Genomic DNA, 21,359 nt, shown 5'->3' with positions numbered 1-21,359 from the left:
GATTCCGACACCTGCACCGGCGACCACTCCTGCATCCGGCTGTCGGGCTGCCCGTCGCTGTCGATCAAGCCGAACCCCGACCCGCTGCGCAGCGACCCGGTGGCGACTGTGCTCGACAGCTGCGTCGGCTGCGGCGTCTGCGGCGAGGTCTCGCATGCAGCGGTGCTGTGCCCGTCCTTCTACAAGGCGCAGATCGTGAGCAACCCGAGCCGCTGGGACCTGTTGCGCGAAAGCCTTCGCGCACGGGTCATCGGCTGGCTGCAAAAGGGCGAGGCCAAGCGCCGCGCAGCCTATGCCTTCTGAACGGACGACGATGCGCACACAACCGATCAAGATCGCGATCATGGCCATGGGCGGCGAGGGCGGCGGCGTGCTGGCCGACTGGATCGTCGACATGGGCGAGTCCAACGGCTACCTGGCGCAGACCACCTCGGTGCCGGGCGTGGCCCAGCGCACCGGCGCCACCATCTACTACGTCGAGCTCTACCCCGAGGCGCAGGCCGAAGCCGATGGCGGCCGGCCGGTGCTGGCGCTGATGCCGCTGCCCGGCGATGTCGACGTGGTGCTGGCCTCGGAACTCATGGAGGCCGGTCGCGCGGTGCAGCGCGGGCTGGTCACGCGCGACCGCACCACGCTGGTCGCCTCGACGCACCGCGTCTACTCGATCGCCGAGAAGAGCGCGCTGGGCGACGGCCGGGTCGACAGCAGCGAGCTTCTCAAGCATGCCGAGCGCGCCGCCAAGCGCTTCATCCGCTTCGACATGGCGCAGGCCGCCGAGGCCTCGGGCAGCGTGATCAGCGCGGTGCTGTTCGGCGCGCTCGCGGGCGCCGGTGTGCTGCCTTTCGCCCGGGCCCAGTTCGAGGCCACGATCGAGCGCGGCGGGGTGGGCGTCAAGCCCAGCCTCAAGGCCTTCGGTGGCGCCTACCTGCGCGCGCAGGGGGACCCGGAACCCGAGGCCGCCGTGGCCGAAGCCGCCCTGCCGGCGCCGCAGCCGCGCCATCCCGCGGTGCGGGCGCTGGTCGAGCGTGTGCAGAAGGACTTTCCGTCGTCGGCGCAGCAATTCCTGCTCGAAGGCGTGCGCCGGCTGATCGACTACCAGGACCTGGACTATGCCGGCCTGTACCTCGACCGCGTGGCCGCCGTCGCGGCCATTGCCACGCCCACGGGCGACGGCGACGGCCGCCTGCTGCGCGAGACCGCGCGCCACCTGGCCCTGTGGATGTCCTACGAGGACACGGCCCGCGTCGCGGCCCTCAAGACGCGCGCATCCCGCTTCGACCGCGTGCGCGGCGAGGCGCGCGTGCAGGACGGCCAGGTGCTGGCGATCAACGAGTACATGCACCCGCGGCTGCAGGAAATCTGCGAAACGCTGCCGGCCGGCATCGGCCGCTGGCTGATGGATTCGCGCCTGCCGCGCCGGGTGGTCGAGCATTTCACGCAAAAGGGCCGTGTGATCCAGACCAGCTCGCTGCGCGGCTACCTGATGCTGCGCGCGGTGGCGGCCTGCAAGCGCTGGCGCCGCTCGACCCTGCGCTACGCCGAGGAGAACCGGCGCATCGAGGAATGGCTCGCGCGCATCGCCGAGATCGCGCCGCGCCATCCCGAACTCGCGATCGAGATCGCGCAGTGCCAGCGGCTGGTCAAGGGCTACAGCGACACCCACGAGCGCGGCCTGCGCAACTACGACACCGTGATGGCGGCGGTGCAGCGCGCCGGCGCCGCGATCGCACCCGCCACCCTGCGCGAGTTGCGCGATGCCGCGCTGGCCGACGAGCACGGCAACAAGCTGCAAGCCGTGCTCGCCCGGCACGCGCTCGCCTGAACAACGGAAGACCTGCCATGTCCGCCCAGCCCCTGACCCTGCAACTGCGCGTCGCCGAGGCGCGCGAACTGAACCCGCTGATCAAGACCTTCAGGTTGCGATCGGACGATGGTGGCGCGCTGCCCGGCTTTGCCGCCGGCGCCCACATCCGCGTGCGCGTCGAACTGCCCGATGGCGCGCACGACTGGCGCCACTACTCGCTGATCAATTTCTCCGCCGACGCGAAGGCCACCGACGCACCGAGCGAGTATGTGATCGCGGTGCGCAAGGAGGCCGAGGGCCGCGGCGGCTCGCGCTTCATGCACGAGCGGCTGCGCGAAGGCGATGCGCTCACGATCGAGGCGCCCAAGAACGACTTCCCGCTGCACACCGGACCGGGCGGCACCGTGCTGCTGGCCGGCGGCATCGGCGTGACGCCGCTCGCCAGCATGGCAACGCGCCGCCGCGCCGAGGGCCTGCCGGTTCGCATGCACTATGCAGGCCGCAGCCGCGAACTGATGGCCTTCGTGCCGGAACTCGAGGCGCTGCTCGGCGACGACCTGCGCCTGCATGCCGATGCCGAGCAGGGTGGCCCCTTCGACATCGGCGCCTTGCTCGACGGCATGCCGGCCGGCGACCGGCTTTACGTCTGCGGGCCCAAGCTGATGCTCGACGCCGTGCTGGCGCAGACCCAGGCCCGCGGCTGGACCCACGACCGCGTGCATTTCGAACTCTTCACGACGCCGGTGGTGGAGGAGGGCGACCACGCCTTCGAGGTCGAGCTGGCCCAGTCCGGCCAGCGCTTCACGGTGCCGGCCGACCAGAGCATCCTCGACTGCCTGATCGCGCACGGCTGCGACCCGATGTTCGATTGCAAGCGCGGCGAGTGCGGCGTCTGCGCGACGCCCGTGATGGAAGGCGAGATCGACCACCGCGACTATGTGCTGACCGCGCGCGAGAAGGCGCAAGGCAATGTCATGCAGATCTGCATCTCGCGCGCCAAGGGGCAGCGCCTGGTGCTGGACATATGAACACCCCCGAAGCGCCTGCGGCGCCTCCCCCTCAAGGGGGCGATACCAGCGGCCCGGCGAAGCCGGTTCCGCGGTATCCCTGGCTTTTGCGGCGCCGGATTCATGCGTCGCGAGAAATCGATAGCGTGGTGAAAAACTGAACTGGAGAGGATCATGAGCAAGTACAGAGGCAACCCCGAAGCGGTGCGCGCGCTGGTGCAGCCCGACCGCGTGCACCGCGACCTCTACACCAGCGCCGAGCTGTTCGAGCTGGAGCAGGAGCACTTCTTCGCCAACACCTGGAACTACGTCGGCCACGAAAGCCAGCTGCCCAAGCCGGGCGACTACCTCCACACCGAGATCGCCGGCCGGCCGCTGATCATCGTGCGCCACAGCGACGGCTCGGTGCACGCGATGATGAACCGCTGCGCGCACAAGGGCTCGCGGCTGGTGAGCGCGCCCTGCGGCAACACCGGCAAGTTCTTCCGCTGCCCCTACCACGCCTGGACCTTCAAGACCGACGGCTCGCTGCTCTCGATCCCGCTCAAGAACGGCTACGAGGGCACGCAGCTGCACGAATGCGAATCGGCCAAGGGACTGACCACGATCAGGAACGTGCGCAGCTATCGCGGCTTCATCTTCGTCAAGATCAACGACGTCGGCCCCGACTTCGAGGCCTACTTCGGCGACTCGCTGAGCTCGATCGACAACATGGCCGACCGCTCGCCCGAGGGCGAGCTCGAGATCGCCGGCGGCTGCCTGCGCTTCATGCACCAGTGCAACTGGAAGATGTTCGTCGAGAACCTCAACGACACGATGCACCCGATGGTGGCGCACGAGTCGTCGGCCGGCACCGCCAAGAGCATGTGGGCCGGCAAGCCCGAGGACGAGCCCAAGCCGATGGCGATCGAGCAGTTCGTGCCCTTCATGTCGGACTACAAGTTCTTCGAGGACATGGGCGTTCGCACCTACGACAACGGCCACAGCTTCACGGGCGTGAACTTCAGCATCCACAGCAAGTACAAGGCGATCCCGGCGTACGACGACGCGATGAAAGCCAGGTACGGCGAGGAGCGCACCGCGCAGATCCTCGGGATGGCGCGGCACAACACGGTGTACTACCCGAACCTCACGATCAAGGGCGCGATCCAGGCGATCCGCGTGGTGCGGCCGATCGCGGTCGACAAGACGCTGGTCGAGAGCTGGACCTTCCGCCTCAAGGGCGCGCCGGCCGAGCTGCTGCAGCGCACGACCATGTACAACCGGCTGATCAACTCCCCCTTCTCGGTGGTCGGCCACGACGATCTGCAAGCCTACCGTGGCATCCAGGCCGGACTGCACGCGAGCGGCAACGAATGGGTCAGCCTGCACCGCAACTTCGACCCGTCGGAAACGGCGGGCGGCGAGATCACCACGGTCGGCACCAGCGAATTGCCGATGCGGAACCAGTACAGAAGCTGGGCGCGCTACATGACGGAGACGATGTGATGCCGGCCGAACCGACCCGCCAGGACCTGATCGACTTCGTGGTCAACGAAGTGCGCCTGCTCGATGCCAGACGCTACGAGGAGTGGAACGCGCTCTTCACCGACGATGCCTTCTACTGGGTGCCGCTGGTGCCCGACCAGGAAGACGGGCTCAACCACACCTCGCACATGTACGAGGACAAGCTGCTGCGCGAGCTGCGGATCGAGCGGCTCAAGAGTCCGCGCGCCTTCTCGCAGCAGCCGCCGAGCCGTTGCCATCATCTGCTGCAGACCCCGACGGTCGAGGAATTCGACCTCGAGGCCGGGCGCTTCGTGCTGCGCACCGAGTTCCATTACACCGAATCGCGGGGCGATGAGCTCCAGTTCTATGTCGGCACCTTCTTCCATCACCTGACGCTGCAGGACGGCGCGCTGCGCATGACGCAGAAGCGCGTCAACCTGCTCAATTGCGACGCCGCGCTGCCCGCGGTGCAGCTGTTCATCTAGGGACGCCATGCCGCACGCCACCGTCCACGATGCCTTCGCAGCCAGCGCCCGGCGCACGCCCGAGGCCGAGTTCCTGTTCACCGAGTCGGTCACGGCCCGGGCCTACGGCATCGCGGCAGGCGCGATCCGCTGGGGCCAGGCAGCGGCCGAAGTGGAACGCCTGCGCGCCGCCTATGCAAAGGCCGGCTACGGCCATGGCCACCGCGTCGGCCTGCTGCTGGAGAATCGGCCGGCCTTCCTGTTCCACTGGTTCGCGCTCAACGCATTGGGCGCGAGCGTGGTGCCGATCAACGCCGAGATGCGCTCGGCCGAACTGAGCTACCTGATCGGGCACAGCGAGATCGGCCTTGCGGTCACTCTTCCCGGCCGCGCGGCCGACCTGCAGGCCGCGGCGGCGGAAGCCGGCATCGCCTTCGCGACCATGGGGCCCGACGACCTCGATGCGGTCCCGGCGGCCGCCGCGCCGGCGCCGCGTGCCGCCGAGGCCATCGACCTCCAAACCGAATGCGCGCTGCTCTACACCTCCGGCACCACGGGCCGGCCCAAGGGCTGCATGCTGAGCAATGCCTACTTCCTGCGCGCCGGCCAGTGGTACGCGGAGCTCGGCGACCTGTGCGAGGTGCGGCCCGATGCCGAGCGCATCATCACGCCGCTGCCRCTCAACCACGTCAACGCGATGGCCTTCTCGACCATGGTGGTGCTGGTCGCGGGCGGCTGCCTCGTGCAGCTCGACCGCTTCCATCCCAGGAGCTGGCTGCAGAGCGCGCGCGACAGCCGGGCCACCATCGCGCACTACCTCGGCGTGATGCCGGCCATGCTGCTGGCCGCGCCCGCTGCGCCGTCAGACCGCGAGCACGCCATCCGCTGGGGCTTCGGCGCCGGGGTCGACCGCAAGAACCACGCGCCCTTCGAGGCCCGCTTCGGCTTCCCGCTGGTCGAGGCCTGGGCCATGACCGAGACCGGTGCCGCCGCCTGCGTCATGGCCAACCACGAACCGCGCCATGTGGGCACCAGCTGCTTCGGCCGCCGCGAGGATTTCGTCGAGATCCGCCTGGTCGACGACGAGGGCCACGAGGTCGCCGACGGCTCGCCGGGCGAACTGCTGGTGCGCTCCGCGGGGCCCAATCCGAAGCGCTACTTCTTCTCGGGCTACCTGAAGGACGAGGCCGCCACGCACGAGGCCTGGGCCGGCGGCTGGTTCCACACCGGCGACATGGTGCGCCGCGATGCCGAAGGCAATTTCTACTTCGTCGACCGCAAGAAGAACGTGATCCGTCGCAGCGGCGAAAACATCTCGGCCGTCGAGGTCGAGAGCGTGCTGAACCAGCATCCGGCCGTGAAGGCATCGGCGGTGGCCGCCACGCCCGATGCGGTGCGCGGCGACGAGGTGCTGGCCTGCATCGTGATGCGCGAGGACGCCGATGCGTCCGCCCCGGAGCAGCTCGCGGCCAGCATCGTCGACCACGCGCTGGCGCAGCTGGCCTACTACAAGGCGCCGGGCTACGTGGCCTTCGTCGACGCGCTGCCGCTCACGGCGTCGCAAAAGATACAGCGCGGGCAGCTGCGCGAACTCGCGCATGCACTGCCGGGGCAGGCGCACTGCATCGACACCCGCGCGATGAAGAAGAGGCAGTCATGACAAGGCGAATGTCCTACGAAGGCGTGGCTGTCGCGGTACCGGTCACCGTGCCCTACCAGCGCTATTCGACGCTCGGCGCCCACTGGTTCCTCGGCCAGGCGATGGAGGCGCTGGTGCAGGCCAGCGGCCTCGAGAAAGCGCAGATCGACGGCCTCTGCGTCAGCAGCTTCTCGCTGGCGCCCGACACCGCGGTCGGCGTGACGCAGCACCTGGGCCTGTCGCCGCGCTGGCTCGACCACATGCCCACCGGCGGCGCCTCGGGCGTGATGTGCCTGCGGCGCGCGGCGCGCGCGGTGCAGGCCGGCGACGCCGATGTGGTGGCCTGCGTGGCGGCCGACACGAATCACGTGGACTCCTTCCGCCAGACGCTGGGCAGCTTCAGCAACTTCGCGCGCGACGCCACCTATCCCTACGGCTCGGGCGGGCCGAACTCGATCTTCGCGATGATCACGTCGCACTACATGCGCACCTTCGGCGCCACGCGCGAGGACTTCGGCCGCATCTGCGTCGACCAGCGCAGCAATGCGCTGAAGAACCCGAACGCGATGTTCAAGAAGGCGCTGACGCTCGACGAGTACATCGCGGCGCGGCCGATCTCGGATCCGATCCATCTGTTCGACTGCGTGATGCCCTGCGCCGGTGCCGAGGCCTTCCTCGTGATGAGCGAGGAGAAGGCGCGCGACCTGGGGCTGCCGCATGCGGTGATCCGCGGTGCGATCGAGCGCCACAACGCCTACTCGGAAGACCCGGTGATGGTGCGCGGCGGCTGGCGCCGCGACCGCGACGAGCTCTACGCCCAGGCCGGCGTGCAGCCTGCCGACGTCGACTTCGTCCAGACCTACGACGACTACCCGGTGATCGTGATGATGCAGTTCGAGGACCTCGGCTTCTGCGAGAAGGGCGAGGGCTCGGCCTTCGTGCGCTCGCACACGATGACCCATGACGGCAGCTTTCCGAACAACACCAGCGGCGGCCAGTTGTCGGCCGGGCAGGCCGGTGCCGCCGGCGGTTTCCTCGGCATGACCGAATCGATCCGCCAACTGACCGACACGGCGGGACCGCGCAGCGTGGCCGACGCGCAGCTGGGCCTGGTCGCCGGCTTCGGGATGGTGACTTACGACCGCTGCCTGTGCACCGGCGCGGTGATTCTGGGGAGACCGGCATGACGATGCCCTTGATGCGCCCCAAGCGCAAGAACCCGGTGCTGCGCACCCGGCAGATGAACCTGCCGCCCTGGGCCCGCGGCCGCGTGGCGCTGGGCATCACGGCGGCCGCCGCCGAGGGCCGCTTCGAGCTGCAGACCTGCGAGGACTGCGGCACGGTGCAGTACCCGCCGCGCGAGGCCTGCCACAAGTGCCTGTCGCCGCGCCTGCACTGGCGCGCGCAGGGCGGCGAGGGGCAGTTGCTCAGCAGCACCACGCTGCATCACAGCAACGACCTGTTCTTCCGCGAACGGCTGCCCTGGCGGCTGGGGCTGGTGCAGCTCGATGCCGGGCCGACGTTGATGGTCCACCTGCATGGGGAGGTCGGCGAGGCGCCGGCGCGCGTGCGCGTGGGCGCCCGCCTCGACCGCGCCGGGCAGGCGGTATTGATTGGATTTCCGAACGAAGGGAGCGCCCACATGGCCGACGACAAGATGCTGAGGGAAATGACCAGCGACCCGAAATTCCGCAAGGTGCTGGTCACAGACGGCAAGACCGAGGTCGGCCAGGCGATCGTGCGCGCGCTGGTCAAGGCCGGCGCCGACATCGTCTGGGTCGGCCATGCCGAGCCCTGGAAGAAGATGGGCGGCCTCGAAGACATCACGGCGCTGCCGCAGGTCACGCTGGTGCCGCTCGACCTCACCAACGGCCGCTCGGTGACCGAGCTGGCCGGCGAGATCGGCGRCAAGGTCGACATCGTGATCAACAACGCCGAGGTGCACCGCAGCTTCGGCATCGGCGCGCGGCGCGGCACCGACGTTGCCAAGGCCGAGATGGACATCAACTATTTCGGCCTGCTGCGCCTGGCGCAGGAGTTCGGCCCGGCGCTCAAGGGCCGCTCGGCCGATGGCGCCACCGGCGCCACGGCCTGGGTCAACCTGCTGTCGATCTATGCGCTCAGCAACTTCCCGCCGCACGGCACCTTCAGCGCGTCGAAGGCTGCGGCCCATTCGCTCGCGCAGTGCCTGCGCGCCGAGATGCGGCCGGCCGGCATCCGCGTGATCAACGTGTTCCCGGGGCCGATCGACGACGAATGGAACCAGCACACGCCGCCGCCCAAGCTGGCCGGCAGCGCGCTTGCCAACGCGATCGTCAAGGCGCTGCGCGACGGCGTCGAGGACGTGTACCCCGGCGACGTGGCGCAGGAGTGGCTCGAGCGCTGGCGCGACAACCCGAAGATCCTCGAACGCGAATTGGCCGCTGGCTGAACAGATGACCCACCCCCGAATCTCGCTCACTTCGTGTAGCGAGCTCCCCCTCGAGGGGGCAATACCAGCGGCCCGGCAAAGCCGGTTCCGCGGTATTCCTGGAATGAAACCGAACTCAGGAACGACGCAATGAACACCACGGCCCAATTGATTTCCGCCGCCGAGATCCTCGGCGGCCTGGTGAGCGCGATGGCCAGCGGGCGCATTCGCGTGGTCGACCTCACGCAGACGCTGACGCCCGAGTTCCCGCAGATCGCCCTGCCGCCCGAGATGGGCCAGTGCTGGCCCTTCCGGATCGAGGAGGTGTCGAAGTACGACGAGCGCGGGCCGGGCTGGTACTGGAACAATTTCTCCTGCGGCGAGCACACGGGCACGCACTTCGATGCGCCGATCCACTGGATCTCGGGGCGCGACCTGCCGAACAACTCGGTCGACACCATCCCCGTGCAGCACTTCGTGGCACCGGCCTGCGTGATCGACTGCTCGGAGCAGGTCAAGGGCGACGACGACTACCTGCTGAGCATCGCGGACATCGAGCGCTACGAAAGCCGATACGGCCGGATCCCGAAGGGCGCCTGGGCGCTGATGCGCACCGACTGGTCGAAGCGGAAGGACCCCGAGGCCTACCAGAACTTCGACGAGACCGGCCAGCACACGCCGGGCCCGAGCACCGAGGCGGTGCGCTTCCTGGTCGAAGAGCGCGACGTGATCGGCTTCGGCTCCGAGGCGATCGGCACCGATGCCGGGCAGGGCTATCACCTGCGTCCGCCGTACCCGTGCCACTACTACATGCACGGGGCCGGGCGCTACGGCCTGCAGTGCCTCAGCAACCTCGATTTGCTGCCGCCCGCGGGCGCGGTGCTGATCTGCCCGCCGCTGAAGATCGAGAAGGGCAGCGGCAGCCCGCTGCGCGTGCTGGCGCTGGTCGGAGCTTCGGCATGACGAGCCGGGTCGCAGCAGTCACCGGCGGCAGCGCCGGCATCGGCCGCGCCATCTGCGAGGACCTGCTCGCGCAAGGCTACGAAGTCGTCTCGCTGGCGCGTCGCCGCGCCGACATCGACCACCCGAAGCTTCACAGCATCGAGGTCGACCTCGCCGACCGCGCCGCCACCGGGCAGGCCGCGGCCGAGCTGGTGCGGCGCTTCGAAGTGACCACCGTCGTGCACAACGCCGGCGTGATCCGGCCCGCGTTGATTGCCGACGTGAGGCTCGACGACCTCGATGCGCTGGTCGACCTGCATCTGGGCTGTGCGATCCAGCTGGTGCAGGCGGCGCTGCCGGCGATGCGCGCGCAGCGCTTCGGCCGCGTGGTGCTGTTGTCGTCACGCGCGGCGCTGGGCCTGCAGACGCGCACCAGCTATTCGGCGACCAAGGCCGGCATGCTCGGCATGGCGCGCACCTGGGCGCTCGAGCTCGCGCCCGAAGGCATCACAGTGAACGTGGTCGCGCCGGGCCCGATTCGAACCGACATGTTCTACGACGTGGTCGAAGCAGGCAGCGAAAAGGAACGGGCACTCGCGGCATCGGTGCCGGTCAGGCGACTCGGCGAATCGGCCGACGTGGCACGCGCCGTGCGCTTCTTCGCCGACCCCGCCAACAGCTTCGTCACCGGGCAGGTGCTGTACGTGTGCGGCGGCACCAGCGTCGGCAGCCTCGCGCTCTGAAGCGAACTTCGCGAACTCATGGTTCTTTCGCTTGCCATCGCACCCTCGCTTCATTAGCATTCTTGACACTTCAATATTTCATAAATCATGTTCTTGTTTGAAGTCGCCGCTTCTTCCTTCGTCTCCAACCTGAGGAGCTTTGCATGAAAGTCTTGACCCGAATCTGCGCACTGGCGGGCCTTGCGGCCGGCTTCGGCGCCTTCAGCGCCGCGGCGCTGGCCGCCGATCTCAAGGTGGGGTTCATCACCTCGCTGTCGGGACCGGTGTCCTCGCTGGGCATCCCCTACGAGAAGGGCATGAAGGCCGCGGTGGCTTACAAGTCCGAACTCAACGGCCGCAAGATCCAGCTGGTGCAGCTCGACGATGCCTCCGACCCGTCGACCGCCGCACGCAACGCGCGCAAGATGATCGACGAGGACAAGGTCGACGTGATCATCGGCACCGCCGGCTCGCCCGGCGCCCTGGCGATCGCCGCCGTGGCACGCGAGACCAAGACACCGCTGATCTCGATCGCCAACGCCAACCTGCCGGGCGAAGAGGGCGCCTGGATGGTCACGCTGCCGCAGCCGGCGCCGCTGATGGTCAGCGCGGTGGTCGAGCGCATGAAGAAGTCGGGCGTCAAGACGGTCGGCTACATCGGCTTCTCGGACGCCTGGGGCGACCTGGTCTACGACGCGCTCAAGAAGAGCGCCGAGCCGGCCGGCATCCAGGTGGTGTCGAACGAGCGCTATGCGCGCGCCGATTCCTCGGTCACCGGCCAGGTGCTGAAGATCGTGGCGCTGAAACCCGACGCCGTGATCACCGGCACCTCGGGCACGCCCGGCGCCTTGCCCTACCTGGCGCTCGCCGAGCGCGGCTACAAGGGCCAGATCTACGGCATGCATGCCTTGATCAATCCCGACTTCGTGCGCGTCGGTGGCGCGTCGGTCGAAGGCCTGCTGGCCCCGACCGGCCCGGTGATCGTGGCCGAGCAACTGCCCGACTCGAACCCGATCCGCAAGACCTCGATGGACTTCCGCGCGGCCTACCAGAAGGCCAACGGCGCGGCGCCGACCGATGCCTTCTCGGCCTACTCCTTCGACGCCTGGCTGCTGTTCCTCGACGCCGCCGCGCGCACCAAGGGCGAGCCCGGCACGCCGGCCTACCGCGTGGCGCTGCGCGACGCGATCGTCAGCACCAAGGAGCTGGTCGGCACGCACAGCGTCTACAACTTCAAGCCCGATGACCGCTATGGCTCGGACGAGCGCTCCCGCGTCATCGTGAAGCTCGAAAAGGGCCAATGGAAACTGGTTCCTTGACTCGCCCCCAGGTTGGCTCACTTCGTGTAGCCGCCCACCCCCTGCCCGGGGGCAATACCAGCGGCCCGGCGAAGCCGGTTCCGCGGTATTCCTGGAATGTCCCTTGCGTTGAATGCGGGCAACTGACTGCACTGCTTACTGGAACGACTCTGATCATGCGCACATTCATTCATTTCGTTGGCGCCACAGCGCTGGCCTTGGCCGCCGCACAGGCGTCTGCCGCCGACCTCAAGGTCGGCTTCATCAGCTCGCTCTCGGGCCCGGTGTCCGCACTCGGCATTCCCTACGAGAAGGGCATCCGCGCCGCCATCGCCGAGCATCCGGTGCTGGCCGGCCACAAGGTCGAGCTGATCGTGCTCGACGATGCCTCCGACCCGACCACCGCGGGGCGCAATGCGCGCAAGCTCGTTGTCGAGGACAAGGTCGACGTGCTGATCGGCACCTCGGGCGTGCCCGGCGCGATGGCGATCGCGGCCGTGGCGCGCGAGCTCAACACACCGCTGATCTCGCCGACGCCGGTCACCATCCCCGGCCCCGAAGGCGCCTGGACCGTGACCGTCTCGCAGCCCTTTCCGCTGATGGTCGCTGCGGTGGTCGAGCGCATGAAGAAATCGGGCGTCAAGACCGTGGCCTTCATCGGCTTCTCGGACGCGCTCGGTGACCTGGCCTACGACTCGCTCGTGAAGAGCGCCGAGGCGGCCGGCATCAAGGTGGTCGCCAACGAGCGCTACGCCCGCAGCGACTCGTCGGTGGCAGGCCAGGTGCTCAAGATCCTCTCGACCAAGCCCGACGCGGTGTTCGCAGGCAACTCCGGCACGCCGGGCGCGCTGCCCTACCTGGCGCTCGCCGACCGTGGCTACAAAGGCCAGATCTACGGCACGCACGGGCTGATCAATGCCGACTTCGTGCGCGTCGGCGGAGCCTCGATCGAGGGCCTGCAGGTGCCCAGCGGCCCGGTGCTGGTGGCCGACCAGCTGCCCGACAGCAATCCGATCAAGAAGGTCTCGCTGGCCTTCCGCGGCGCTTACCAGAAGGCCAACGGATCGGCGCCGAACGATGCCTTCTCGTCCTACACCTACGACGCCTACCTGCTGCTGGCCGATGCGGCGGCGCGCACCAGGGGCGAGCCCGGCACGCCGGCCTACCGCGCCGCGCTGCGCGACGCGATCGTCAGCACCAAGGAGCTGACCGGCACCCACGGTATCTACAACTTCAAGCCCGACAACCGCTACGGCTCCGACGAGCGCGCGGTGGTGATCGTGCGCAGCGAGAAGGGCCAGTGGAAGCTGGTGCCGTAGATGACCACCTACCGCCACCGGCCCGATGCAATCGCCGCGCTCGTCGAGGACGATCGCGTGCACCGCGACCTGTACCTGAGCGACGAGCTGTTCGCGCTCGAACAGGAGCGCTTCTTCGCCCGCACCTGGCTCTACGTGGGCCACGCGAGCCAGGTGCCGAATACCGGCGACTTCTGGTCGCTGGAGCTGGCCGGCCGGCCGGTGATGATGGTTCGGCAGCCCGATGGCGCGGTGCGCGTGTTCTACAACCGCTGCGCCCACAAGGGCAGCCGGCTGGTCACCGACGAATGCGGCAGCACGGGCAAGTTCTTTCGCTGCCCGTACCACGCGTGGACCTACAAGCTCGACGGCGCGCCGCTCGCGATCCCGCTCAAGAGCGGCTATGAAGGCACGCGCCTGAAGCAATGCGAATCGGGCCAGGGCTTGACCGAGCTCCGCCACACCGTCGTGTACCGCGACTTCGTATTCACCCGGCTGGCCGACGAGGGCCCGGGCTTCGAGGACTATTTCGGCGAGGTGCTGCAATCGATCGACAACATGGTCGACCGCTCGCCCGAGGGCCGGCTCACGGTCGGCGGCGGCGTCCTGCGCAACATCATCCATTGCAACTGGAAGATGTACCTCGAGAACATCAACGACACGGTGCATCCGATGTCGACCCACGAGTCGGCCACGCAGGCCGCCGATGCGCTGTGGCAGGGCCGCGCGCCCGACGCGCCCAAGCCGATGGCGATGGAGCAGATCCTGCCCTTCGGCTCCGGCTACGACTTCTTCGACAAGATGGGCGGCCGCGTGCTGGCCAACGGCCACAGCGTGCTGGGCGTCAACTTCAGCATCCACTCGAACTACGCGCAGCTGCCCGACTACGAAGAGGCGATGCGCAGCGCGCACGGCGCCGAGCGCGCGATCGAGATCCTGCAGCGCTCGCCGCAGAACTCGGTGTTCTTCCCCAGCCTGTCGGTCAAGGGCTCGCCACAGGCGATCCGCGTGATCCGGCCGCTGGCCGCCGACCGCACGCTGATCGAGGCCTGGAGCTTTCGCGCCGCCGGTGCGCCCGACCTGCTGTTCGAGCGCGCGATGAGCTACAACCGGCTGGTCTTCTCGCCGATGTCGGTGGTGGCGCATGACGACGTGCATCTGTTCGAGAGCATGCAGCAGGGCCTGCGCGCCGAAGGCAACGAGTGGGTCAGCCTGCACCGCAACTTCGATCCGTCGGAGCTGCAGCAGTCGACGATCACCACCAACGGCACCAACGAGCTGTTGATGCGCAACCAGTTCCGCGCCTGGAAGAAGTTCATGGCGGACGACGTGGAGACGAGCGCGTGACGACCCCCGAAGACTTCGTGGCCGCCGAGGCCGCCCTGCTCGACGCCGGCCGTTTCGACGACTGGCTGGCGCTGTTCGCCGAGGACGGCCACTACTGGGTGCCGCTGCAGGGCGCGGCCCAGGCCGATCCCTTCTCGCACAACTCGATCGCCTACGAGGACCGGCTGCTGCTGCAGCTGCGCATCGAGCGCCTGAAGAACCCGCGCGCGCATTCGCAGCATCCGGCGAGCCACTGCCAGCACGTGCTGCAGCGTTCGCGCATCGAGCCTGAGGTCGATGGCAGCGGCGAAATCGTGCTGCACACCCCCTTCATCTATGTCGAATCCCGCGGCGAGCAGCAGCAGCTGCTGGCCGGCAGCTACCGCCATCGGCTCGTGCGCGCGGCATCCGGCTGGGCGATCCGGCAGAAGCGCGTCGACCTTCTCAATGCCGAGCGTGCGCTGCCGGCGATCCAGTTGTTCATCTGAGCGATTCGCTCATCCATTTCACCCACCAGGAGCCCACGACATGAAGAGTTTGATGCAGACCCTGACCCGCAGCGCGCTGGCGACCGCGCTGGGCGTCGGCCTCACGGCAGCGGCGTTCGCGGCCGACCTCAAGGTCGGCCTGAGCGTCTCGCTCTCCGGCCCCAACTCCTCGCTCGGCGTGCCCTACGCCAAGGGCATGCAGGCCGCACTGGCCTACAAGCCCGAGGTCAACGGCCGCAAGATCCAGCTGATCGTGCTCGACGACGGCTCCGACCCGACCACCGCCGGCCGCAATGCGCGCAAGCTGGTCGAGGAGGACAAGGTCGACGTGCTGATGGGCACCTCGGGCGTGCCGGCCGCGATCGCGATGGCGCAGGTCGGCCGCGATGCGAAGGTGCCGATGATCGGCCTGACGCCGATCCAGCTCGACCCGGCCGAGAACGCCTGGGTGTTCACCGTCGCGCAGCCGACGCAGCTGATGATCGACGCGGTGGTCCAGCGCATGAAGAAGGACGGCGTCAAGACGGTCGGCTACATCGGCTTCTCCGATGCCTGGGGCGACCTGGTCTACAACGCGCTCATGAAGTCTGCCCCCGAGGCCGGCATCAAGGTGCTGGGCAACGAGCGCTATGCGCGCGCCGATGCCTCGGTCACCGGACAGGTGCTGAAGCTGGTCGCGATGAAGCCCGATGCGGTCATGACCGGCGGCGCCGGCACGCCGGGCGCGCTGCCTTTCCTGGCGCTGACCGAGCGCGGCTTCAAGGGCCCGGTGTACGGCCAGCATGGCCTGATCAACCCCGACTTCGTGCGGGTGGTCGGCGCCTCGGGCCAGAACGCGCTGATGCCCACCGGCCCGGTGATCGTCGCCGAGCAGCTGCCCGACGGCTATCCGACCAAGAAGATCGCGATGGACTTCCGCGCCGCCTTCCAGAAGGTCAACAACGCGCCGACCAGCGATGCCTTCTCGGCCTATTCCTTCGACGGCTGGCTGGTGTTCACCGACGCCGCGGCGCGCGCCAAGGGCGAGCCCGGCACGCCCGAGTTCCGCCTGTCGCTGCGCGACGCGATCGCCAGCACCAAGGAGGTGGTGGGAACGCACGGCGTCTACAACTTCAAGCCGGGCAACCTGTACGGCGTGGACGAGCGTGCGCGCGTGATCGTCAAGCTCGACAACGGCCAGTGGAAGCTCGCGCCYTGACCGCCGCCCTCTCCAACGACGACAACAACTTCAGGACGATCATGCGAAGGGCATTTCAATGACATGGGACGTGGCGCTCATCCTGGGCATCGACGGGCTCGCCAATGGGGCGGTCTATCTGCTTGCCGGGCTCGGGCTGGTGCTGATCTTTTCCGTCACGCGGGTGGTCTTCGTGCCCTTCGGCGACATCGCGGCTTTCGCCGCGCTGACCCTGGCGGCCTTCGAGACCGGCCGCCTGCCGCCGACCATCGGACTGGTCATGGTGCTGGCCGCGCTGGCGACGCTGACCGAGGTCGGCAGCCTGCTGCGGCGCGGCGAGGGCCGCAAGGTGCCGAAGGCCATCCTGGCCTGGGGCGTGCTGCCGCTCGTGCCCTGCCTGCTGGCCTGGGCGACCTCGCGGCCCGGCATGCCGGCGGCCGTGCAGATCGCGGTCACGGTGCTGCTGGTGGTGCCGATCGCGCCGCTGCTGGCGCGGGTGGTGTTCCAGCCGATCGCCGACGCCTCGGTGCTGGTGCTGCTGATCGTCTCGCTGGCGCTGCACTTCCTGTTGTCGGGCCTCGGCCTGCTGTTCTTCGGGCCTGAAGGCTCGCGCACCCAGCCGCTCGCCGGCGGCAGCATCGCGCTCGGCGACGGCTTCTCGGTCAGCGGCCAGGTGGTGCTGATGGTCGGGGCGGCCATCGTGCTGAGCGGCCTGTTCTTCCTGGTGTTCGAGCGCACGGTGGCGGGCAAGGCATTGCGCGCCACCGCGGTCAACCGCGTCGGCGCGCGGCTGGTCGGCATCCGGCCCGCACGCACCGCCTTGCTGGCCTACGGCAGCGCCTCGCTGCTGGCCGGCCTGATCGGGGTGCTGATCGCACCCGTGACCACCATGTACTACGACTCCGGCTTCATCATCGGCCTCAAGGCTTTCGTAGCCGCGATCATCGGCGGCCTCGTGAGCTACCCGATGACCGCCGTCGGCGCGCTCGCGGTCGGCGTGGTCGAGAGCTTCGCCTCGTTCTGGAGCGGCGCGCTCAAGGACGTGATCGTGTTCAGCCTGCTGATCCCGGTGCTGATGCTGCGCTCGTTCATGAGCGTGCATTCGGAAGAGGAAGAAGACGAGGTGGACCAATGAGCCGCCGGGCCGCTCCCAAGGCGAATACCGTAGCGCTGCAGCGCGGAGGTTTTTCAATGAGCCTCCATCGCACCCGCAACTTCTGGATCGGCCTGGTGATCGTCGCATTGGCCGTCGCGCCGATGCTGGCCGGCAACTTCACGGTCTCGCTGCTCAACGACATCGGCATCGGCGCACTGGTCGCGTTGGGCCTGGTGATGCTGACCGGCATCGGCGGCGCCACCTCCTTCGGGCAGGCGGCCTTCGTCGGCATCGCGGCCTATGCGACCGCGTGGCTCACCACCACGCAGGGGATGTCGCCGTGGATCGGCCTGCTGTTCGCGCTGCTGCTGACCGGCATCTCGGCGCTGGCCATCGGCATGCTCACCCTGCGCCTGGGCGGACACTTCCTGCCGCTCAGCACCATCGCCTGGGGGCTGTCGATCGCGATGCTGTTCGGCAACGTCGATGCGCTGGGACGCCACACCGGCCTGTCGAACATCCCGCCGCTGCGCATCGGCGGCTGGTCGCTGGCCGATCCGCGCGCCATCTACTACCTGATCTGGGCGCTGGTCGGGCTGGCCTTCCTGTTCAGCCGCAACCTGCTGCAGTCGCGGCCGGGCCGGGCGATCCGCAGCCTGCGCGGCGGCGCCACGCTGCTGGCCAGCGTCGGCGCTGACGCCTACCGCGTGCGGCTCACGCTGTTCGTCACGGCGGCGCTGTTCGCGGGCCTCGCGGGCTGGCTCTACGCGCACATGAACCGCTTCGTGAGCCCGTCGCCCTTCGACGTCCGCGCCAGCATCGAGTACCTGCTGATGGCGGTGGCCGGCGGGCTCGGGCAGCTGGCGGGGGCGCTGGTCGGCTCGGCCCTGGTGCTGGTGCTCAAGAACGGCCTGCAGGACGTGCTGCCGATGCTCACGCAGCGCGCCGGGCAGCTCGAGGCGGTGGCCTTCGCGACCTTGTTCATCCTGCTGCTGCACTTCGCGCGCGGCGGCCTGATGGGCTTCGTGCGGCGCTGGACCGGCGGCCGTTTCGCCGCGGCGCCGTCGCGCGAGCCGGCGACGCCGGTCGAGCCGCTGCCGCACCGCAGCCTGCCCGACCGCGGCTCGCCGATCCTCTCGGTGACCGGCGCGGTCAAGCGCTTCGGCGGCCTGGTGGCGGTCAACGACGTCAGCTTCGATGTCAAGGCGGGCGAGATCGTCGGCCTGATCGGTCCCAACGGTGCCGGCAAGTCGACCATGTTCAACCTGCTGACCTGCACGCTGCCGATGACCGCGGGGCAGGTGCGCTTCCTGGGCCAGGACATCGCCGGACTGCCGCAGCGCAAGGTGGCGCAGCTCGGGCTGGCGCGGACCTTCCAGCACGTGAAGCTGCGCCCGCACATGAGCCTGCTCGACAACGTCGCGCTCGGTGCCCATTCGCGCACCAGTTCGGGCGTGGTGAAGGCGGGCCTGCGGCTCGACCGCACCGAGGAGCGCCAGATCCTGCAGGAGGCGCAGCGCCAGCTCGACCGGATCGGCCTCGGCGACCGCGCGCACGAGCTCGCCGGCAGCCTGCCGCTGGGCACCCAGCGCATTCTCGAGATCGCGCGTGCGCTGGCCGCCGACCCGGTGCTGCTGGTGCTCGACGAGCCCGCCGCCGGCCTGCGCCGCAAGGAGAAGATGGCGCTCGGCGAGCTGCTGCGCAAGCTGCGCGACGAGGGCGTGACGATCCTGATCGTCGAACATGACATGGACTTCGTGATGAAACTGGTGGACCGGCTGGTGGTGATGAACTTCGGCTCCAAGCTGGTCGAGGGCGTGCCCTCGGCAGTCCGGGCGGATGCGCGGGTGCAGGCGGCTTACCTGGGGAGCGTTGCATGACGGCCATGCTCGAAATCGGCGACCTGCATGTGTCCTACGGCCAGGTCGACGCGGTGCGCGGCGTCTCGCTCAGCCTCGAACACGGCCAGATCATTTCGGTGATCGGCCCCAACGGCGCCGGCAAGACCACGCTGCTGGCCGCGGCGATGGGCCTGCTGCCGAGCAAGGGGATTCTGAAGTTCGAAGGCGAGGACCTGCACGGGCTCGACGTCGAGGCGCGGGTCGAGCGCGGCCTGTGCCTGGTGCCCGAGAAGCGCGAGCTGTTCGGCGAGCTCAGCGTACTCGACAACCTGCAGCTCGGGGCCTATTCCAAGCGACTGGGGAGCGCCGCGCTCAAGCGCCAGCTGCAGCAGGTCTACGAGCGCTTCCCCCGGCTGGCCGAACGGCGCGCCCAGCGTGCCGACACGCTCTCGGGTGGCGAGCGCCAGATGCTCGCGGTCGGCCGGGCGCTGATGTCGGCGCCGCGCCTGCTGATGCTCGATGAACCGAGCCTGGGCCTGGCGCCGCTGATCGTGCGCGACATTCTCCTGATCGTGCGCAAGCTGCGCGACGACGGCGTCTCGATCCTGCTGGTGGAGCAGAACGCGCGCGCCGCGCTCGAAAGCTCCGACCACGGCTATGTGCTGGAGACCGGCGAGATCGCGCTGTCGGGGCCGTCGGGGCAGCTCGAGAGCGACCCGCGTGTCCAGGCCACCTACCTCGGCGGAGGCACGGACGATGACGAATGAACCGCGCCAGCTGCCGGCCGCGCTGCGCACCCTGCCCGCGATGCTGCAGCGGCAGTCGGTGCGGTTCGGGCAGCGACCGCTGCTGAAGGTCGCGGGCCGGAGCTGGTCGCATGCCGATGCCGCCGAGGCGGCGGCGCGGCAGGCCGCGGCGCTGGCGCAATCCGGCGTGGCGCGCGGCGACCGCGTCGCGCTCATGAGCGGCAACTGCATCGAGTTCCTCGAGGTGTTCCTCGGCGCCGGCTGGCTCGGCGCCGTCACGGTGCCGGTCAACACCGCCTCGATGGGCCCGCAGATCGAATACTTTCTTTCCAACAGCGAGGCCCGGCTGCTGGTGATCGAGGCGGCCCTGCTGGAGCGGCTGCAGACGGCGGACCTGGGCCGCACGGCGTTGCAGGAGATCTGGGTCATCGGCGAATCGAACAGCCCGTGGCAGCCGCCCGCCGGCATCCGGCTCCTGCCGTATCGCCAAGGCGCCGAGCCGATCGCGCCGGCCGCGGTGCAGCCCGGCGATCCGCTGGCCATTCTCTACACCTCGGGCACCACCGGCCCGGCCAAGGGCGTGGTCTGCCCCCATGCCCAGTATTTCTGGTGGGGCGTGAACAGCGCCGAGGCGCTCGGTGTGGGCGCCGACGACGTGCTGTGCACCACCTTGCCGCTGTTTCATATCAACGCGCTCAATACCTTCTCGCAGGCCGCGCTCACGGGTGCCGAGGTGGTGTTCGAGTCGCGCTTCTCGGCTTCGGGCTTCTGGCCGTCGATGCGGGCCAACGGCGCCACCGTGGTCTACCTGCTCGGCGCGATGGTGCCGATCCTGCTTGCCCAGCCCGAAGGGCCCGGCGAGCGCGATCACCGCGTGCGCACCGGGCTCGGGCCCGGCGTGCCGGCGGCGGCGGGGCAGGCCTTCCTGGCGCGCACCGGCGTGCGCCTGCTCGAGGGCTACGGCTCGACCGAGACCAACTTCGCGATCGCCACCGCGCCCGATTCACCGCGCGGCGGCGTCATGGGCTGGCTGCGGCCGGGCTTCCAGGCGCGGGTCGCCGATGCCGACGACGCCGAACTGCCGCCCGGCGAGGCCGGCGAGCTGCTGCTGCGCGCCGACGAGCCCTATGCCTTCGCGAACGGCTACTTCAACATGCCCGAGAAGACCGTCGAGGCCTGGCGCAACCTGTGGTTCCACACCGGCGACCGGGTGCTGCGCGAGGCCGACGGCGCCTTCCGCTTTGTCGACCGCATCAAGGACGCGATCCGGCGCCGCGGCGAGAACATCTCTTCCTTCGAGGTCGAGCAGGTGCTGCTGAGCCATCCGGCGGTCGCCGCCTGCGCGGTCTACCCGGTGCGCTCCGAGCTGGCCGAGGACGAGGTGATGGCCGCGCTGGTGGCCCGCGAGGGCAGCCGCATCGAGCCCGACGACCTGGTGCGCTTCTGCGAGGCGCGTCTGCCGTACTTCGCGGTGCCGCGCTATCTCGACCTGCTGGACGACCTGCCGCGCACCGAGAACGGCAAGGTGCAGAAGTACAAGCTGCGCGAGCGCGGCGTGTCGGCGGCCACCTGGGATCGCGGCCCGGCCGCGCGCGCCAAGGGCTGAGCCCGAA

18 protein-coding genes and 1 pseudogene are annotated in these 21,359 nt (G+C 69.1%); all 19 read left to right on the top strand.

From position 1 onward, the window contains the following. Nucleotides 1-303, top strand: a pseudogene (locus tag AC1D2E_RS24720) (indolepyruvate ferredoxin oxidoreductase); the annotation flags it as partial. 10 nt (nucleotides 304-313) lie between these two features. Continuing rightward, complete coding sequence (locus AC1D2E_RS24715) at nucleotides 314-1,822, top strand: indolepyruvate oxidoreductase subunit beta family protein (RefSeq protein ID WP_478199849.1); 1,509 nt, start codon at nucleotides 314-316, stop codon at nucleotides 1,820-1,822. Nucleotides 1,823-1,839: 17 nt separating this feature from the next. Then, nucleotides 1,840-2,832 carry a PDR/VanB family oxidoreductase gene (locus AC1D2E_RS24710; RefSeq protein ID WP_478199848.1) on the top strand — a complete coding sequence of 331 codons (993 nt, stop codon included), beginning with the start codon at nucleotides 1,840-1,842 and terminating at the stop codon, nucleotides 2,830-2,832. Between the two features lie 153 nt (nucleotides 2,833-2,985). After that, nucleotides 2,986-4,299 carry an aromatic ring-hydroxylating dioxygenase subunit alpha gene (locus AC1D2E_RS24705; protein ID WP_478199847.1) on the top strand — a complete coding sequence of 438 codons (1,314 nt, stop codon included), beginning with the start codon at nucleotides 2,986-2,988 and terminating at the stop codon, nucleotides 4,297-4,299. Further along, nucleotides 4,299-4,784 (top strand): aromatic-ring-hydroxylating dioxygenase subunit beta, encoded by a 486-nt coding sequence (locus AC1D2E_RS24700; RefSeq protein WP_478199846.1) that lies wholly within the window; start codon nucleotides 4,299-4,301, stop codon nucleotides 4,782-4,784. Before AC1D2E_RS24705 ends, AC1D2E_RS24700 begins: the two co-directional genes overlap by 1 nt. A gap of 7 nt (nucleotides 4,785-4,791) precedes the next feature. After that, nucleotides 4,792-6,423: an AMP-binding protein gene (locus AC1D2E_RS24695; protein WP_478199845.1), complete on the top strand. Its 1,632-nt coding sequence runs from the start codon at nucleotides 4,792-4,794 to the stop codon at nucleotides 6,421-6,423. Then, a complete protein-coding gene (locus AC1D2E_RS24690; protein ID WP_478199844.1) occupies nucleotides 6,420-7,589 on the top strand; it encodes a thiolase family protein in 1,170 nt (389 codons plus the stop codon). Before AC1D2E_RS24695 ends, AC1D2E_RS24690 begins: the two co-directional genes overlap by 4 nt. Continuing rightward, nucleotides 7,586-8,833, top strand: coding sequence for an SDR family NAD(P)-dependent oxidoreductase (locus AC1D2E_RS24685; RefSeq protein WP_478199843.1), 1,248 nt, complete (start codon nucleotides 7,586-7,588; stop codon nucleotides 8,831-8,833). Before AC1D2E_RS24690 ends, AC1D2E_RS24685 begins: the two co-directional genes overlap by 4 nt. A 129-nt stretch (nucleotides 8,834-8,962) precedes the next feature. Further along, complete coding sequence (locus tag AC1D2E_RS24680) at nucleotides 8,963-9,775, top strand: cyclase family protein (RefSeq protein ID WP_478199842.1); 813 nt, start codon at nucleotides 8,963-8,965, stop codon at nucleotides 9,773-9,775. Continuing rightward, nucleotides 9,772-10,497 carry an SDR family oxidoreductase gene (locus AC1D2E_RS24675; protein WP_478199841.1) on the top strand — a complete coding sequence of 242 codons (726 nt, stop codon included), beginning with the start codon at nucleotides 9,772-9,774 and terminating at the stop codon, nucleotides 10,495-10,497. Before AC1D2E_RS24680 ends, AC1D2E_RS24675 begins: the two co-directional genes overlap by 4 nt. 143 nt (nucleotides 10,498-10,640) lie before the next feature. Beyond that, a complete protein-coding gene (locus tag AC1D2E_RS24670) occupies nucleotides 10,641-11,795 on the top strand; it encodes an ABC transporter substrate-binding protein (protein ID WP_478199840.1) in 1,155 nt (384 codons plus the stop codon). A gap of 155 nt (nucleotides 11,796-11,950) precedes the next feature. After that, complete coding sequence (locus AC1D2E_RS24665) at nucleotides 11,951-13,093, top strand: ABC transporter substrate-binding protein (RefSeq protein WP_478199839.1); 1,143 nt, start codon at nucleotides 11,951-11,953, stop codon at nucleotides 13,091-13,093. Continuing rightward, nucleotides 13,094-14,419: an aromatic ring-hydroxylating dioxygenase subunit alpha gene (locus tag AC1D2E_RS24660; protein WP_478199838.1), complete on the top strand. Its 1,326-nt coding sequence runs from the start codon at nucleotides 13,094-13,096 to the stop codon at nucleotides 14,417-14,419. Further along, nucleotides 14,416-14,886 carry an aromatic-ring-hydroxylating dioxygenase subunit beta gene (locus tag AC1D2E_RS24655; RefSeq protein WP_478199837.1) on the top strand — a complete coding sequence of 157 codons (471 nt, stop codon included), beginning with the start codon at nucleotides 14,416-14,418 and terminating at the stop codon, nucleotides 14,884-14,886. Before AC1D2E_RS24660 ends, AC1D2E_RS24655 begins: the two co-directional genes overlap by 4 nt. A gap of 40 nt (nucleotides 14,887-14,926) precedes the next feature. Then, nucleotides 14,927-16,084 carry an ABC transporter substrate-binding protein gene (locus tag AC1D2E_RS24650; protein WP_478199836.1) on the top strand — a complete coding sequence of 386 codons (1,158 nt, stop codon included), beginning with the start codon at nucleotides 14,927-14,929 and terminating at the stop codon, nucleotides 16,082-16,084. A gap of 58 nt (nucleotides 16,085-16,142) precedes the next feature. Continuing rightward, the gene (locus AC1D2E_RS24645; RefSeq protein WP_478199835.1) at nucleotides 16,143-17,198 is read left to right on the top strand and encodes a branched-chain amino acid ABC transporter permease; all 1,056 of its coding nucleotides are present in this window, start codon (nucleotides 16,143-16,145) and stop codon (nucleotides 17,196-17,198) included. Nucleotides 17,199-17,254: 56 nt separating this feature from the next. Beyond that, nucleotides 17,255-19,039: a branched-chain amino acid ABC transporter ATP-binding protein/permease gene (locus AC1D2E_RS24640; RefSeq protein WP_478199834.1), complete on the top strand. Its 1,785-nt coding sequence runs from the start codon at nucleotides 17,255-17,257 to the stop codon at nucleotides 19,037-19,039. Beyond that, the gene (locus AC1D2E_RS24635; RefSeq protein ID WP_478199833.1) at nucleotides 19,036-19,767 is read left to right on the top strand and encodes an ABC transporter ATP-binding protein; all 732 of its coding nucleotides are present in this window, start codon (nucleotides 19,036-19,038) and stop codon (nucleotides 19,765-19,767) included. Before AC1D2E_RS24640 ends, AC1D2E_RS24635 begins: the two co-directional genes overlap by 4 nt. Continuing rightward, nucleotides 19,757-21,352 (top strand): ATP-dependent acyl-CoA ligase, encoded by a 1,596-nt coding sequence (locus AC1D2E_RS24630; RefSeq protein WP_478199832.1) that lies wholly within the window; start codon nucleotides 19,757-19,759, stop codon nucleotides 21,350-21,352. The genes AC1D2E_RS24635 and AC1D2E_RS24630 overlap by 11 nt, the downstream gene beginning before the upstream one ends. Nucleotides 21,353-21,359 lie beyond the last annotated feature (7 nt).

It is taken from the genome of Variovorax sp. P1_H2 (genome assembly GCF_056405295.1).
The sequence above is the reverse complement of the archived record's forward strand: the minus strand, read 5'-3'. Positions and strand labels throughout refer to the sequence as shown.

Excerpts from the sequence above, each read along its gene's own strand:
- AC1D2E_RS24715 (WP_478199849.1), top strand. The coding sequence starts at position 314 with ATGCGCACACAACCGATCAAGATCGCGATCATGGCCATGGGCGGCGAG.
- AC1D2E_RS24710 (WP_478199848.1), top strand. The coding sequence starts at position 1,840 with ATGTCCGCCCAGCCCCTGACCCTGCAACTGCGCGTCGCCGAGGCGCGC.
- AC1D2E_RS24705 (WP_478199847.1), top strand. The coding sequence starts at position 2,986 with ATGAGCAAGTACAGAGGCAACCCCGAAGCGGTGCGCGCGCTGGTGCAG.
- AC1D2E_RS24700 (WP_478199846.1), top strand. The coding sequence starts at position 4,299 with ATGCCGGCCGAACCGACCCGCCAGGACCTGATCGACTTCGTGGTCAAC.
- AC1D2E_RS24690 (WP_478199844.1), top strand. The coding sequence starts at position 6,420 with ATGACAAGGCGAATGTCCTACGAAGGCGTGGCTGTCGCGGTACCGGTC.
- AC1D2E_RS24680 (WP_478199842.1), top strand. The coding sequence starts at position 8,963 with ATGAACACCACGGCCCAATTGATTTCCGCCGCCGAGATCCTCGGCGGC.
- AC1D2E_RS24675 (WP_478199841.1), top strand. The coding sequence starts at position 9,772 with ATGACGAGCCGGGTCGCAGCAGTCACCGGCGGCAGCGCCGGCATCGGC.
- AC1D2E_RS24670 (WP_478199840.1), top strand. The coding sequence starts at position 10,641 with ATGAAAGTCTTGACCCGAATCTGCGCACTGGCGGGCCTTGCGGCCGGC.
- AC1D2E_RS24665 (WP_478199839.1), top strand. The coding sequence starts at position 11,951 with ATGCGCACATTCATTCATTTCGTTGGCGCCACAGCGCTGGCCTTGGCC.
- AC1D2E_RS24660 (WP_478199838.1), top strand. The coding sequence starts at position 13,094 with ATGACCACCTACCGCCACCGGCCCGATGCAATCGCCGCGCTCGTCGAG.
- AC1D2E_RS24645 (WP_478199835.1), top strand. The coding sequence starts at position 16,143 with ATGACATGGGACGTGGCGCTCATCCTGGGCATCGACGGGCTCGCCAAT.
- AC1D2E_RS24640 (WP_478199834.1), top strand. The coding sequence starts at position 17,255 with ATGAGCCTCCATCGCACCCGCAACTTCTGGATCGGCCTGGTGATCGTC.
- AC1D2E_RS24635 (WP_478199833.1), top strand. The coding sequence starts at position 19,036 with ATGACGGCCATGCTCGAAATCGGCGACCTGCATGTGTCCTACGGCCAG.
- AC1D2E_RS24630 (WP_478199832.1), top strand. The coding sequence starts at position 19,757 with ATGACGAATGAACCGCGCCAGCTGCCGGCCGCGCTGCGCACCCTGCCC.